General features: G+C 36.2%; 17 protein-coding genes and 2 tRNA genes. 2 read left to right on the forward strand and 17 right to left on the reverse strand.

Features of this window, described 5'->3' with window-relative positions; all coding sequences use genetic code 11:
- Nucleotides 1-16: 16 nt before the first annotated feature.
- The 12 genes from NXG62_RS04855 to NXG62_RS04910 form a co-directional block, all read right to left on the reverse strand.
- Nucleotides 17-964, reverse strand: a complete 948-nt coding sequence (locus tag NXG62_RS04855) for an ABC transporter permease (RefSeq protein ID WP_427113836.1) — start codon at nt 962-964, stop codon at nt 17-19.
- Between the two features lie 76 nt (nt 965-1,040).
- Nucleotides 1,041-2,594 (reverse strand): ABC transporter substrate-binding protein, encoded by a 1,554-nt coding sequence (locus tag NXG62_RS04860; protein ID WP_427113837.1) that lies wholly within the window; start codon nt 2,592-2,594, stop codon nt 1,041-1,043.
- Between the two features lie 319 nt (nt 2,595-2,913).
- Nucleotides 2,914-3,099, reverse strand: coding sequence for a hypothetical protein (locus NXG62_RS04865; RefSeq protein ID WP_427113838.1), 186 nt, complete (start codon nt 3,097-3,099; stop codon nt 2,914-2,916).
- Nucleotides 3,100-3,534: 435 nt separating this feature from the next.
- The gene (locus NXG62_RS04870) at nt 3,535-3,705 is read right to left on the reverse strand and encodes a hypothetical protein (RefSeq protein ID WP_176762839.1); all 171 of its coding nucleotides are present in this window, start codon (nt 3,703-3,705) and stop codon (nt 3,535-3,537) included.
- A 118-nt stretch (nt 3,706-3,823) separates the two neighbouring features.
- Entirely contained in the window at nt 3,824-4,378 is a 555-nt protein-coding gene (locus tag NXG62_RS04875) for a helix-turn-helix domain-containing protein (protein ID WP_427113839.1), read from the reverse strand.
- The gene (locus NXG62_RS04880; RefSeq protein ID WP_427113840.1) at nt 4,378-4,974 is read right to left on the reverse strand and encodes a hypothetical protein; all 597 of its coding nucleotides are present in this window, start codon (nt 4,972-4,974) and stop codon (nt 4,378-4,380) included. Before NXG62_RS04880 ends, NXG62_RS04875 begins: the two co-directional genes overlap by 1 nt.
- A gap of 243 nt (nt 4,975-5,217) precedes the next feature.
- A complete protein-coding gene (locus NXG62_RS04885; protein WP_427113841.1) occupies nt 5,218-5,583 on the reverse strand; it encodes a hypothetical protein in 366 nt (121 codons plus the stop codon).
- Between the two features lie 39 nt (nt 5,584-5,622).
- A complete protein-coding gene (locus NXG62_RS04890) occupies nt 5,623-5,997 on the reverse strand; it encodes a hypothetical protein (protein WP_427113842.1) in 375 nt (124 codons plus the stop codon).
- A gap of 3 nt (nt 5,998-6,000) precedes the next feature.
- Nucleotides 6,001-6,363, reverse strand: coding sequence for a hypothetical protein (locus tag NXG62_RS04895; protein WP_427113843.1), 363 nt, complete (start codon nt 6,361-6,363; stop codon nt 6,001-6,003).
- A gap of 193 nt (nt 6,364-6,556) precedes the next feature.
- A complete protein-coding gene (locus NXG62_RS04900) occupies nt 6,557-8,413 on the reverse strand; it encodes an SIR2 family NAD-dependent protein deacylase (RefSeq protein ID WP_427113844.1) in 1,857 nt (618 codons plus the stop codon).
- A 39-nt stretch (nt 8,414-8,452) separates the two neighbouring features.
- Nucleotides 8,453-9,112: a hypothetical protein gene (locus NXG62_RS04905; protein WP_427113845.1), complete on the reverse strand. Its 660-nt coding sequence runs from the start codon at nt 9,110-9,112 to the stop codon at nt 8,453-8,455.
- 164 nt (nt 9,113-9,276) lie between these two features.
- Entirely contained in the window at nt 9,277-9,735 is a 459-nt protein-coding gene (locus tag NXG62_RS04910) for a hypothetical protein (RefSeq protein ID WP_427113846.1), read from the reverse strand.
- A 428-nt stretch (nt 9,736-10,163) separates the two neighbouring features.
- Between NXG62_RS04910 and NXG62_RS04915 the strand changes: the two genes are divergently transcribed.
- Complete coding sequence (locus NXG62_RS04915; protein ID WP_427114243.1) at nt 10,164-11,069, forward strand: tyrosine-type recombinase/integrase; 906 nt, start codon at nt 10,164-10,166, stop codon at nt 11,067-11,069.
- A gap of 87 nt (nt 11,070-11,156) precedes the next feature.
- Here the strand turns inward: NXG62_RS04915 and NXG62_RS04920 are convergent.
- The 3 genes from NXG62_RS04920 to NXG62_RS04930 form a co-directional block, all read right to left on the reverse strand.
- Nucleotides 11,157-11,248, reverse strand: a tRNA-Ser gene (locus tag NXG62_RS04920).
- A gap of 69 nt (nt 11,249-11,317) precedes the next feature.
- Nucleotides 11,318-11,394 (reverse strand) — tRNA-Pro (locus NXG62_RS04925).
- Between the two features lie 99 nt (nt 11,395-11,493).
- Nucleotides 11,494-12,153 carry a TerC family protein gene (locus NXG62_RS04930; RefSeq protein ID WP_427113847.1) on the reverse strand — a complete coding sequence of 220 codons (660 nt, stop codon included), beginning with the start codon at nt 12,151-12,153 and terminating at the stop codon, nt 11,494-11,496.
- Nucleotides 12,154-12,282: 129 nt separating this feature from the next.
- On the opposite strand from NXG62_RS04930, the gene NXG62_RS04935 reads away from it, so the two are divergent.
- Nucleotides 12,283-13,221 carry an alpha/beta hydrolase gene (locus tag NXG62_RS04935; protein ID WP_427113848.1) on the forward strand — a complete coding sequence of 313 codons (939 nt, stop codon included), beginning with the start codon at nt 12,283-12,285 and terminating at the stop codon, nt 13,219-13,221.
- A 115-nt stretch (nt 13,222-13,336) separates the two neighbouring features.
- Here the strand turns inward: NXG62_RS04935 and NXG62_RS04940 are convergent, their stop codons facing one another.
- Together NXG62_RS04940 and NXG62_RS04945 are read right to left on the reverse strand one after the other, a co-directional pair.
- On the reverse strand, nt 13,337-14,548 hold the full coding sequence (locus NXG62_RS04940; RefSeq protein WP_427113850.1) for a SufB/SufD family protein: 1,212 nt from the start codon (nt 14,546-14,548) through the stop codon (nt 13,337-13,339).
- Nucleotides 14,548-15,354, reverse strand: a complete 807-nt coding sequence (locus NXG62_RS04945; RefSeq protein WP_427113851.1) for an ABC transporter ATP-binding protein — start codon at nt 15,352-15,354, stop codon at nt 14,548-14,550. The genes NXG62_RS04940 and NXG62_RS04945 overlap by 1 nt, the downstream gene beginning before the upstream one ends.

Consider the following 15,354-nt stretch of genomic DNA (forward strand, 5'->3'; position numbering starts at 1 on the left):
TATCATATTCCTTTCATTAGTTTAACTTAACCCGTGGATCCAATAGAGAATAACATATATCTGTAATTAAAGTAATAAACATAACCATAACGGAAAATAATAATACAGTACACTGAACAACTGGATAATCCCGTGTTAAAACACCATTAATTAGTAATTGCCCTATTCCGGGAAGAGCAAATACTGTTTCAATAACGACACTGCTCCCCATCATATACGCAATTCGCATCGCCAATAATGTCGATGATGAAATCATTACATTTTTTAAAATATATCGTCTTGCTATTCGCGAAGAGGTAATACCTTTTGCTTTGGCAAAATCCACATAATCTTTTTGCATTACAATTCCAATGCCGGATTGCATATTTCTTACCATCATTGCTACAGAACTAATGCATCCCGCTCCTGCTGGCAGTATCATGCTTTTAAGATGCATCGGCCATCCTGTTCCCCAACCACCAACGGGGAAAATGCCACATTTCAATGATAGAAAAAACAAAAGGAGAATACCAACCCAAAATTCTGGTAAAGATAATAAGATTAAGCACACTGTAGAAATGCCTTTTCCAATACTACGCCGTTGCCAAATTCCAGCAAAATATCCCAATGGTACAGAAATAAAAATTGTAAATATCGTAGTAATGGCAACATAAGTAGCCGTTACTATAAAACGTTCCTTAAAAATATCCAAAACGGGTTTATTCATAAAAATTGAATTCCCTAAGTGAAGCGTAAATATTCCCTTTATAAAAAGACAATATTGCACAATTAATGGTTGATTCAATCCTAGTTTTTCCCTCATAGCGGTAACAGCAACTGAATCATTTGCCATTTTATCTCCTAACATGTTAACCGCTGGATCTCCTGGAATTAAATGCATGCTAAAAAAAATTATTATAGTTACAACAAACAATACAGGTATCATTTGTAGCAGCCGCCTAAAAATATACGATAATAACTGCATATATCTCCCTTCCACAACATCACGTTGTTCAAAGAGAAGATTATATATTTATAATCTTCTCTTAAAACACATTAGATTATTTAGACAAATTCTCAAAATAATAATTACCTAGTGGAGTCTGTACAAAATCTTTAACTTGATCATTCATAGCAACTGCAAATGGTACATAATATAATGGAATAATTAATTGATCATCTTGTATTAATTGCATCGATTGTCCATAAAGTTTACTCCGTTCAGCATCAGTAGTTGATAAATCAGCGTTCATAACTAATTTTTGTGCTTCTAATTGTTTTTCACCATTCCAACCTGTATGCTGGCTATCACTCATATTGCTAACACACATCAAATCCATCAATTCGGATGTATCTGTAATATCGGATGTTAACAAAGATAAAAGCATATCATAGTTTAAGGAGTTTCGACGATCTTTGAATACAGATGAATCAACTTGTTCAATATTGACATTAACTCCAATTTTTCCCCACTGTTCCTTTAACATTGTAGCAACTTGCATATCTCGTGTATTACCTGATGCAACTAAAAAATCAATTGATAAATTTGTTGCTCCTGCTTCCGATAAAAGTTGTTTCGCTTTTTCAGGATTATAATCACGCGACGTAATATTGCCATCAAAATGCGGAGCTGACGGAGAAATAAAAGTATTAGCAATTTTAGCATGTCCAAAGAACACTGCATCAATAATAGACTGGCGGTCCACACCATATGCCAATGCCTGCCGAACACGTATATCAGCAAATTTAGGATTTTTATAATTAAAAGAGATATAATCAGCTTCTGTTGAAGGAATCATATCCATTTTAATGCCTTGAGTCTGCTTTAACTCTTCTACGCGAGAAAAAGGAATATCACTGGCAATATCTATTTGTTTTCCTTGTAACTGCATAATTCGTGTATTATCATCAGGTACAACATTGATATCTATTTCATTAGATATAGGTTTATCCTTTTCATGATAATTAGGATTTTTCACGAAAATCATTTTTTGTCCTTTATCCCATTCTTTTAACATATATGGACCTGTACCAATAGGTTTCTGAGCAATACCATCATTTCCGGCCTGTTCACAATACTTCTTAGGCATAACCGTATTCGCTGGCAAACACAGATAAGACAAAAAAGCCGATGATGGTTTTTCTAAAGTAATAACCAGTGTATCTTCATTAGGTGATGTAATATCTTTTACATTTTTCATTGTAAACTGCCATGATCCAGATTTAGTATCACGAATACGTGTTAACGAATAAATCCAATCAGCTGCAGTTACTTTTTCTCCATCTGAAAATTTAACGTCTGGTTTTAAAGAAAAAGTATAGGTCAGTCCGTCTGCACTAACTGTCCATTTATCAGCTAAACAGGGCTCAATCTTTTTCCCTGATTTATCTGCCTTTACAAGCCCTTCCGTAACTAAGTTCATCATCCACAAATCATCATTATGAACTGCCATCATCGGATCTAATGTTTTAGAATCATTTGCCCGTGCCATAATGATTTTTTCATTTGACGATTCTTGTTCAGATTGATTTCCTCCACAACCACTACAAAACATTGCTACCATCATAAAAATAGCAATGACAAAAAAATAACTTTTTTTCCACTTAATTTTCATAAGTTTTGTCTCTCCTCTCGTTTTATTACAAACACAAAAAGCCGTATACTTTTTGTATACGGCTTCGTATTTGTAATTTTATTTTCATTCATTTTATTATAAATTATTTTAATTGTCAATGCTATTTTTTCAATAAATTGAAATATTTAATTAAAAAAACAATGTTTTTTTAATTAATTCATTGATTATAAATAATAAAATTATATTTAGTGTGCTTAGTATATATACAATAGTCAACAAAAAGTAAATACTTATCTTAAAATTTCACACACTATTAAAAACAAGAAACTTTCTCAATGCTGTTTTGGAATTATATAATTTAAGTTCCAAATACCATACCTGCCAATATCTCTAATACCTTTTCACTGTGTTTGCGACAGTACCCTTCCGAACAATTCACACAGGATGCCGTCATTTTCCATGACATTTCTTTTATATATTTATTGCAAATAATTGCATGATCCGTTTTATTTAATGCCTCCAATGATCTGTTCAAGCGATTCATGGCGGGTTCTTTCTCCGCAAGTTCTGTCCGAAGTGCAGCAATCTTGTTTGGAATTTTCTCTTTCTTGAAATATTCCTGTTCTTGCTGACTTAGATCACTACCACTGCCTCCGGGTGCAAAAGATAAAGATGGAATTTTGGTGCCGCATTTAGTGGCAGCATGGCTTCATAATTAGCAATATTCGCCTTCACGTTTTCTATATATGTCATCTACTCCTGATAGTGTTGTAGATAGTATTTTATTACCGCTACATTTTTACTACGATCCATGCCCTATTGTCTCCTGCTGTTATAATGAAACAATGTCAATCAGTTCCCCCGGTTATCTCTCTTGATCAAATTTTTAAGTTATAGCATGCTAAACGAGGTATATAATACTTTCCCCCATATTTTGTCTATATGAAATATAAATAAAAATGGTTAAAATAAGAAAGTTTTAATTTTGTAGTATCTTTGTTTGATGAAGTCCTTCTGCTTTTCCTTTATCATAAGCCCTGTATGCTACGACAACTACAAGCGCAGCTAAATCCATTTTCCCAATAGATATATATTTTAATTCGTCCATTGTATTAAATATTATTGTTTCAATTTCGCTTTTTTTAGTCATAATTCAGTCTCCTTTGTAATTATTTTGTATAAACACAAAACGGAATTGACAACTTTATGTTATCAATCCTGTTATACTAGGTATATTAATGTATAAACATACAATAATCATCAAACTATCAATGCTTTTGCTTTGATTCTAATTCCGCAATACGCTTATCAGCATCTTCATCACTCATATTGCATACATTGATGGGACCGCCATCTTTACCGGTAATCTCCGTTTCCTGCTTATCACGCCATTTATCCCGCTTACGATTCTTAAGCCAGAATATCTGTGCCGTTGGATTAGGCTGCACAACTTTATGTACAACCTTTGTTATTACTAATTTGCCGTCTTTACCCGGCTCTTTCGTTGTTTCGTCATATTCCCAACCACAGGCAGCTTTATGTAATGCATTTTCTACTTGCCAATCAGCTACATCCTTGGATTCTTTTAGGACCTGCGCTATCTGCGGAAATCTGACCTTCCATTCATAAAATGTCCGATCACCAATCTGCATATTCTCGGCTATCTGTTCATCCGTCAGTCCATCACGCGCCCAGCCTTGGACACGTAATAGTCCTTCATTCGTCAGCCATTTCTCGTATTTTCCTTTACGTCCTGCTTTCACCATACTATCATCTAATTTACGTACTAAAAAAGCACCCATTACTGAGTGCTTAATATGCATTACAATTTATATGCCGACAAATCAACCGGTATCCTTTCCAGTCTTTGATCTTTTTTCGTAGCGAGAAATTCTTCAATTTCATGCAATGACAACATATCTTTTGTTAATTGATTTCCAATGTCAACTCGTATCTTTCCAAAATCATCATAAAGTTTTTTCCCAAGTTCAATTAACTGTTTATTGTTATAAATGTCTGCTGACTCACGTAATTTGTATAACATATAATTTAATTTAGTTAAAGAAGTATTCATATCATTGCTAATCCACAATGTATGTAATTTTATCTTAACCAATAACATTATACATTTTGTAATATCGTCTTTAGTAGAAATACTTGGATAATAAGATTGTTGTCCATTCTCTCCTACCGCATAAGAAAATTCAGAAATCACTTGTTCTATTAATTCATAGGCATCCATTCTTTTTTGAAGGACCAGTGCATAATAAGTGTTTTTGTAATCAATATTCTTTGAATTAGTAAGCGCCTTACTCGACAGCCGAGCACTCCACCATATAGCAATAGCAGAAACACATGCTGCTACAATAGTTGCACAAGCCATAATTGCCGCATAAATCATTGCTGTTTCAGGATCCATATATATCGCCTCTTTATAGAGATGATACCATAAAAACCATCAGATTTATACTACCAATTAAAAAGCCGTCACTGCATCAAGTGACGGCTATCCAGAAAGGAGGCATTGAATCATAGACCTATGCAAACTCATTACTTGTAGTAGTGTTTTACATAATTCTACTGTATATAGTATAACATGTATTTTAGTCTCTTATTCCGCGAATAAGAGAGAGTAAATTTAATTGTCTTCATGCTCCAACATTTAAATCCATCTGTATTCATTAGATTGATTATATGTTGTAGTCTGTTGTGTTTTTTCTTCAAAACTTCTGGTTTCATCCTCATAAAGAAATTTATATAATAATTTCCCAACATCTTTTCCTGCTCCATCATGTGAATCCGCAGTTTTATTAAGAATATGCCAATTATATAATGCCTGAAGCGGTGTTCCATTCCAATCTTTATTAATCCCTCCGAATAAAACGGTGGAAGAAAATTCTGTATGTCCCGAAGAAACACACCAAGAATAAACTGCGCCTTGTATAAACGCCATAATTTCTGCTTGATTAGCAAGTCTTAATTTAGCTTGAGGATTAATAACTGCATGGCTGCCTTTAGGTAAAGTCATAATCATTCACTCCTTTTCTCAAAAAATACTAATGAATATTCACCTATTAGGTGGATTATCTAATATAAAATATGTCATGCCTCTTATAGGTATGCCATCCTTCTCATATCTTCCGAATCCCCATACAATACCTTCATAATCCATTAATATATCAAAAAGGATAAGTCCAAAAAATTTACCAGCTTCCTCCACATTATCACCACAAGCATGATAAATTGCTTCGTACACAGTACCTGTCCAATCACTTCCTGGCATCCAGCTTGATGTATTGATATCATTTTCCGTAATTTGTTTAATTAATGCCTTTTTGATATTATCATAATCAATACTGTTTAATTTTTTCCTCCATGCGTTAAATTCTCTATTATGCGGCATTCGAGTTACATATTTCCCACTGTCAACAGAATACAACATAAATCATTCGCCTTCTTTCCTTCCAAACAAACTCGCTGTTTGTATACCACAAATTCGGCAAGAAACTCGTTTTTGGTCACTATATTTCCATATATCTTTAAAGATAAAACCAAAAATAGCACCTAAAGCCTGACGGTCTGTCTTGGTAAAATCCTCGGCTGTTAAATGCATAGCCATTAAAAAAGTCTTGACTGGCGGAATCTTCATAACATCGTTACAAAATTTAATATGTGTCATAAGCTGAGGATTATTAATAGCCTCCATACACTTATCCCACAATACACCTCCATTCACAAAACCGGAAAAACGTCTGTACTTACTACTAAACTGTTTTTCTAATGTACGTGCAATGTCATACGTAGTCATCGCTTACCTCCTTACGTAATAAGACATATTGATATAATTTATGTTCTCATAATATTATTAAAGGATATAAATGTCAATATTTATTACGACATAAAATATTACGTAGTAAACATGTATAATAAAACCTCCGTATGATGTAATTTTACTTTACACCACACGAAGGTTTATATAAAACGTGGGATTAACCCAACGTTTATTTCCATTCACCTTTCAAATTATTAGATTTACTTTTGAGGACAATCGGAATATTATGCTGTCCTTGTTTATACAATTCAATAACTTCATCAAGATTCTCAGCATATACATCATCGCCATAAATAGTATATGTCTTATTTATACGAAATTCTTCACCAAACAATATAATTGTATTGCATTGTTGGTCTATGTTGAGTGGAATCGGGGCATATAATAAGTTTATTTTAAAGTTATCCATAAAATCAACCCGTGCAGTGAGTTTTGTAATATTATCTGTTTTATTTTCAATATAAGACAATAAAACATGAATTTTATTTATATCAGATTTATATAGGCATTGAATAGGATTCCTAAAACATTTATGAAAATGCATTTGTATTGCAAATAAAGCTGAATACACCTGGTGTGCATTCGTTATCCATTCTATTGTCTCACTAGAAAAGTGAGATCCTATGCCCTCTTCCCCATCATCAGAAAATGTTTTATCTGTTGATTGGAACGTCCATGGATTTTTTTCACAGATCCAATGATATAAAAAATCAAATGCCATTTTAGTGTTTATAAAATTAATATCTTCTGGAACTGTAAAGGAAACCTTAATGGAATCTTCTTTTATATTATTCTGATAAACAAGATTAAGGCATTTACACTCAATTGATAATTTTTTTAATTTTCCCGATCTCGATATATAAATCTTGCATTTTACGTTGTTTAAAATTAATTCGCTATTTTTAAAAACCAAATCCCCTTCATACGTTTTTATAGGCGTTGCCTGTATTACTAAACTTCCTTCATAAGAATACGGCAAATTAATTCCATTTATATCAAGCTCAACAACATTACTGTTTGATATATTAAAACTCTCAAAACTTTCTCCCTTCAATAAATCACTAAAGTAATCATCAGATGTTGTATTAAAAACAATTTTCCCTTTAAGTGACTTTTCCGTAGTCTTTTTTATCCCCCTTAAATATATATTTCCCTGGTTCATTTCAAATACAGGATCAATACCATTATCTTGAAATATTTTAGATACAGAAGAATATTCTATTTTTTTTTGTAATGTATCTGTAATCAAGTTTCTTTTAATATTTTTATGAATTATAGGTATAATTTCTTCTACTGTTGCTTCAATATATTTTATTTTATAATTTTTTTCATAAGATCTTTGCTTATGTGAAGGAAGCTGCGGCCCTATAAAGTAATTAATATTTTGTGTATTTCCTAAATTCTCTTTCAAAATATCCATAAGTTGGACAACGTTAGGATCTTCTAATGAGTACCCTATAAATAAAATCGAATGCTGCGCACAAAGAGAAACAATTGTAGACCATAATGGATTCCATATTCTGCTTGGGGAGAAAAAATTCGTATAATCGTGTTTTGTAATGATTATTGATTGAGGATCTAAAAAATCGCCATGGATTTTATACAACTTAACTTTTCTATTATTCGACTGGGGTAATAATGTATTTCCATAAACAACACTAATATCATCCTGATATACAGTTTCAAATAATGTATCATAATTAGTAGTAACAATATTCGTTATTTGTGGAATTTGTCTTATCATATTATGATACATAACGTTTTGATAAGGAATAATGGTTTCCTGCTCTAAAACTTTTAATAGTTTTGCTCTACTATAGAGTTGTTCGAAAGTCTCCGCAACAGAATCAAGCGTTTGGGTGCATTCCTCAAGGCTTGTCTTTTCATCCCCTGTTGAATGTTTGATAATATCTTTCATAAGCTTATTACCACTCGGGGCTCCAGCATATAAAGAAAAACCTGCGCCAACCCATAAAATTATCTTCTGTTGCCTGACTTTTTCAATCAATTCATTTATATTTGTCATATAATTTTCCTCTACTTATCATCAAGGAAGTATTTACTGTTATATTTCATATTTAAACGATACTTTACAAAGAGATTTACCAGCTTCCGTTAAAATAAATCGATTAGCTCTAATTGGTTGCCCTTTCTCTTCGTTCTTTCGTATTAAGCCTTTCCCATTCAATCTTCCAAACCAAAACATAGTTTTATCAATATCAGAGTGCATATCCTTATAGGTAAAATCATCATTTTGATTATTGTTGCAATATTGATAAATCTCACGTAGGCATTGAGCCTCATTTGTGCTTAGCTCACTTACAATATTAATCAAATCTTCCGCATCACCAAAAGACATACTATTTTCATTATCTGCCTCATATTTTCCTTGCAATATATCTACTATTAATCTTATTTGTTGTTGTTTGCTACATCTTATAGCCTTAACAACTGCATGCTGCACTAATTCTTCCCATTCTTGGCTTTGTTCAACTTTGTTTAAAAAATCTTCCATGTTCATTTGCCTGTTTTTTAGCTCCACAATTAACTCTTGCACCTTTTTATTTTCTATATTGTGAACAACATCATCGACAACATAAGAAAGAATAGATAAAGGCGGAAATACAGTACTTCCCATTAATAGCCAAAATCGTAATATCTTAGATATGGGGTTGTTGTAAATTCCCAAGATTTTTTCAATTTTTTTATGTTCTTTATCGTCCATGAATTATCTCCCTATTAATCTTAAAAATATATATTTATATTGATTTAAAAGATACGCCGAGAAAATGTAACTGTCAAGTACAAAAAAATACAGATACTAATGAAAAAACGGTTATCAAAGATTTATTCCAATGTAACCATTTTTCCATTTTCAATATTCTGTATTCAAACTACATGTATCAGTCCCAAATCAATTGCAATCTCGATCGCATGGTTATCCGCTTTCTCGAGAATTTTGTAATACATTGTCCGTCCCATATTCAGCTTATCGCATATCCGTCGCCAATAACTGCCCTCGTACCGCATCTTTACGGCCCTACGCTCGATATCATCCAAGCTGTCATACGTGGAGTCAATCACCCGAATCCACTTTCCGGGATTATCAATCACAATTCCATCCCGAAGTGTTACATATTTTAATTTCGTTGCTAATTTAATACCCTGTACTGCGGTAGAATCAGAAACAAAAGCATGACCACCTGAACCGCCCGTGTGACCGACCATACTAAGTGATTCTTCTCGCGCTTCCCGGACAGCCCGTTTAAGTACTTGTTTATGATAGAATATAAATTGTACTGTTTGTTTCTTGGGATCTTTTTGCGTCCGCTGTCCTTTTTTTATCAAGGGATATCACTCCTTTAGCACACATGTTTACATTTTTCCTGTAATGGGTACCATTGCCCCTTCTTACCACAAAATGAGCAGCTATGTTTCCTGCATGCCGTATTATGACAATGATTGCAATTACAATCCTTACAAGGTTTAGATGATCCTGCTATGGTTTTAACACTTTTTTTCATATTATTTTTCATTAGCTGCCTCCTACAAAATTCTTTGTTTATACTAAAAGGAGCTGATAATATGGCACTTAAAAAAAGAGAAGACGGGAGATATAAAGTAACATACACATACCATGGTAAGAGACATTATTTTATGGTAATACTCGCAATAAAGCCACTGCCAAGCGCGATATATTTATGGAAAACGTAAAAAAAGCGCCCAATATGGACGCAAATGTTACTGTTTCCGACTGGATGGATGAATAATATCTTATCGATGCCAAAACAAGAATGTCCCAAGCAACGTATTCAAGCTATGAGAGTATTATACGTATACATATTAAGCCAGCACTTGGCGATATGTCATTAATTGATTTACAGCCTAACATTATCCGTAAATTTCTCGACAAAAAGGTTATTGATGGAAAGTCCAAGCGCACCGTTGAATACATCCACGTTATACTTAAAGCAGCGTTGACGCTTGCAGTAAACGACGGATTACTATATCGTCACCCAATGGCCGGTGTGAAAAAGCCACATGTACAGAAATCCAAGATGGTAGTATTGACACTTACCCAATTACGCTGGTTGCTTGCGACAATTGACGATTCAGAATATTTTCGTTTGATTTATGTCGCAGCCAATACAGGATTACGGCGTGAAGAAATTTTAGCACTACGGATCCAAGATATTAATACCCGTAAACACACATTGTCGGTTGAGCAGACACTCCATTATAATAATCAGGAAACATACATCACGCCAACAACGAAAAATCAAAGCAGTCACCGTACCATTTCACTGAATGATATCACCTTTTCCTATATCAAGAAACAGATCGTATGTGTGCAAAAAGAAAAACTCGCCACATTAAACTATCAAGATAACGATTTATTATTCCCAACCCAAAATGGATTACCATTATTCCCCGCTTATGTATCCCGTAAGTTAAAAAAATACGTAAAATTGTTAAAACTACCGGATGACTTTACGTTTCACGGCCTACGGCATACCCATGCTACGTTATTATTGGAATCCGGTGTAAATTTTAAATTAATTCAAACACGACTCGGTCATTCATCTTTTAAAGTCACAATGGATACCTATTCACACGTAACTCCTGATATGGAACAATCACTTATAGAAAAGATACTCGATTTATCTGTGTCAGTCAAATGACAGTCAAAAGGAGCATGATATCTGGCAGTCAACCTGTTTTTAGGCAATAAAAAAAGAGCCTATAAACATAGGCCCTAACTATTTATATGGCGGAGAGACAGGGATTTGAACCCTGGATAGAGCTTTCGCCCTATACATGATTTCCAATCATGCTCCTTCAGCCGCTCGGACATCTCTCCACGTCTTACACATTGTTGCATATATGAAATTATGCAGTGTCTTCGGGATAAACACTCAACGTGTAACTATGGTCGGGGCGACAGGATTCGAACCTGCGACCTCTTAGTCCCGAACCAAGCGCGCTACCAAACTGCGCTACGCCCCGTTACCTGACTTACATATTATCTCATATTTTGAAAAAATGTCAAGCAATAATTTTAATAAAAGCGTCCCTGCTTACGGGACGCTTTGTGCATATTATATCCTATTTATGCCAGTGCTTCCAAGCGAAGCCCCCGGATAAGGTAAGCACAGTCAAACAAATTTTGATTACGGTACCATTGCCGTCAGCAAAAGGCAGCGATGCATCTGTTGCCAACATACCACCGGCAGCCCAGCCGAGAATGACACCGCCAATGTATATCAGGCTGGGAAACCGTGTCATGATTTTAATAACCATCGTACTTCCGAAAATAATGATTGGCACTGAGATCAGCATGCCAAATACCAGAAGTCCCATGTGCCCACCCGTGGCACCCACAATTCCCAGCACATTGTCAAGACTCATCAATGCATCGGCAACCACGATTGTTTCTACAGCTCCCATTAATGTATCTTTACTTTTTACACTCAAATTTTCTTTTTGGTCCTGATTGCCAATCAGTTTAACACCAATGAGAACTAACAAGATACCGCCTACCGTTTTCAAATAGGGGATCTGCAATAGCCATACAACGAGCAGTGCCATCAAAAAACGTAGTATAATAGCTCCCGCTGTACCGTATAATATTGCTTTTTTTTGCAGCTGCGGCGACAGATTTTTAGCAGCCATGCCGATAACGATAGAATTATCACCGCCAAGAGCCAAATCAATTAACACAACCTGCGCTACCATCCAAACATCTTGAATGAGTATTTCTTCCAATGAACATCCCCCTCTTTTTTTACTTCTATTTTATTATAATGGAAAAATAAGGCAATGACAAGAAAAGTATTCTGTTTTAGTCTTTATTGTGCTAAAATGATAAAAGACTACATTATGTGAGGTGTACTAATGGAACACTATCAGCTAAAACCAGAATTAGAAGCTTTTATAAAAAGGAATGTACAAGAAGCTGCTGCTACGCATTTCGTCATGACTCCGGCAAGTATGCGGGAAGCTTCTCTGCGCCTTGCCTTTTCACAGGAATTGCCAAAAGTAAAAATGGCCGCCGTTACAGATGCCGTTTTAAGCCAATGCGGAGAATATGACGTACCCGTCCGTATTTACCGGCCAACAGCAGGTACGGTGCCGCTGCCGGTACTGATTTATTATCATGGCGGTGGTTTTGTTATTGATTCTATCATGGTATATGATCCTATTTTACGGCGTATTGCCAAAGCTACCAATCATATCGTCGTAGCACCTGAATACCGTTTAGCCCCGGAAAATCCGTACCCTGCTGCTGAAGTAGATGCCTTAGCAACTGCCAAACGAACGCTGGCCAAGTTAGATGAGCTTCATATTCCGTATCTGCCGGATATCACCTTGGCAGGGGACAGTGCCGGCGGCTATTTGGCAGCGGTTGTCAGTTCTCATCTGCAGGAGGATTCACGTATTCCCATCACACATCAAATTTTAATATACCCCAGCCTTGATATGACCCATTCACTTCCTTCTTTTGAAGAAAACGGGATTGATACATACGGTTCCAATAAAAATAAAATGAAATGGTATTTTGATTGTTATCTGCACCATGTACCTAATCGGAAAGCTATCTCTCCTTTATTTGGAAAACTTTCTCCCCATATGCCGTCTACCTTGATGATAACCGTACAATTTTGCCCTTTCCGTGACGAAGGTGCTGCGTATACCGCTCGTCTGAAACAATATGGCGTACGAACCGAATTATATAATGTAACCAATATGGTACATTCCTATCTTAACTTTGAAAAAATCTGTTATGATGAAATTTGCGCTACGTATAAGAAAATAGCACAATTTCTAACATAAGTACAGCATACTGGCTTGTACAAAAACACAAAACTGCCGCATAAGCACCTGTATCAGGTATCTCTATGCGGCAGTTTTGTATATGTCTATCCCGCTAACGGCAGCAAATCAGCTATCAACAGCCGTGCTGCACGCTGAAGGTATCCAGTGTTGTATTGATCCGTTCTGCCAGCGAATCCGGAAGACCTTCGATATTGACGTTTAAGAACCCGCGGACGATGGTCGCCGTAGCTTCTTCTTCATTCATGCCGCGCGCCATCAGATACTCTATTTCTTCAGGAGCAATCCGTCCGACAGCCGCTTCATGACTCATTTCGTTATTATCCGTTTCCGAGTTCAGTTCGGGAATCGCTCGGATATACCCTTTTTTGGAAAGCATCAATCCATGGCATTCCAAATGTGCCTGGACTTCTTCGGCAGCTCCCGTTAAATTACCGCGGTTAATGATTTCTCCTCCTGTAGAGATACTCCGTGTAATAACTTCAGCACGGGTCCCCGGTACTTCTAAAACAGCCTTACCGCCAATATCCATATGCGCGCCTTCGGGGGCTACCAGAATAGAATTCAGGCGGGTAACAGCCCCCTTCCCAACAAGACGTACCGTCGGATACATCTGAATATCGGCGACTTTTTCCATGTTGACGTAGTTAGAAAGATAGGTCCCGCCTTCTTCGACGATGGTAACCGTCCGTGGCCGGACCGTCACATGTTCTCCCCAGCTATGGATCATCGTAAAAGAAAGTTTGGCATTCTTACCGACAAACATTTCACTGATACCGATATGTATACCGTGTTCAACAGACGTGTCACTGGCACAACCGCTGATAATATTTAATTCGGCGCCTTCTTCCAAAATAATGACATTGTGAACCCGCTGCAATTGATCTTCATGACCCATAAAAACACAAGCCTGCAGCGGTGCCGTAATTTTAGTTCCAGCCTTGACCCGGATAAAATATCCCTGTTCCTGTTCCAATGCTGTTTTTGCCGTATATTTGTCCGTGTCAGGTTTTACCGCCTTCCACCAATACTTTTCTACCAATTCCGGATATTTTTTAGCTGCAGTGCCGGTATTCATCAATTCCAGCGGTGTTTGTTCCTTGACTTTGGATTCAACAGCCGCATTATCCACCTGTACATACGTAGCACTGCGATTTTCCTCCTGTAAATCAATACCCACTTTTTCCAATTTTGACTTTCCCGTATCTGTCAGTTCTTCTGCCGATAAAACATGGGCATCATTATTATCATCAAATGCGCTTAAATCGATATCATTGCCAAACGCCGCTTTTTTACTCAGAGCTTCTTCCAGTATGTGTTTATCCATTATCGCACACCTCCCCGGCATGTTTCGCGAACACAACGTTCATAGCCCGACTGTGCAATACACTGCAGGACATATAGCGGATCGCCGCTTTGGCAAGTCAGCGTACCGTTATATAAAATATGTGCATAAGAGGACGGCACATATTTAAGGATATGTCCCAAATGCGTAATAATCAAGCCGCTATGACCACTTTCCTTGAGCGGATTATTATCTTCACATTCCGTGTTATTGCCGCAGCAAGACTTTTGACAGTCCCCTTTGCGACAGTCTGTATGCTGTAAAATATAATTCGCCGCTCGGCCTACCAAAGCAATATTTTCGATATCAACACCGCTTTCCGGTTCATCCAGCAACAACAATTCCGGTTTTTGCGCCATCAGCTGCAGTAACTCACTGCGTTTTAATTCACCGCCGCTGAAACCTTCATTGACACTGCGGTCCAGAAAATCGCTCATTCCCATCCATTTAGCCATGCTTTCTGTTTCTTTAGGAGTTGCTCCGCAAATTTCCACCATTTTCCGCAGTGAAAGGCCTCGAATTGTCGGCGGTCTTTGGATCATGACGCCAATGCCTAATTTAGCTCGTTCATAACAGGGAGCTGCCGTAATATCCTGTCCTTTGAAAAGAATTTTTCCTTCTAAGACTTTATATCGTTCAAATCCCATAATCGCACTGATCAAGGTCGACTTTCCTGTCCCATTGGGTCCCAAAAGTACATGTACTTCTCCGGGCGCAATATGCAGATTAATGTCCTTTAAGATCGTTTTTCCGTTAACTGCAACTGTCAAATGTTCAATATGTAACAC

It is taken from the genome of Megasphaera sueciensis (assembly GCF_050219315.1).
GTDB classification, from domain to species: domain Bacteria; phylum Bacillota; class Negativicutes; order Veillonellales; family Megasphaeraceae; genus Megasphaera_A; species Megasphaera_A sueciensis.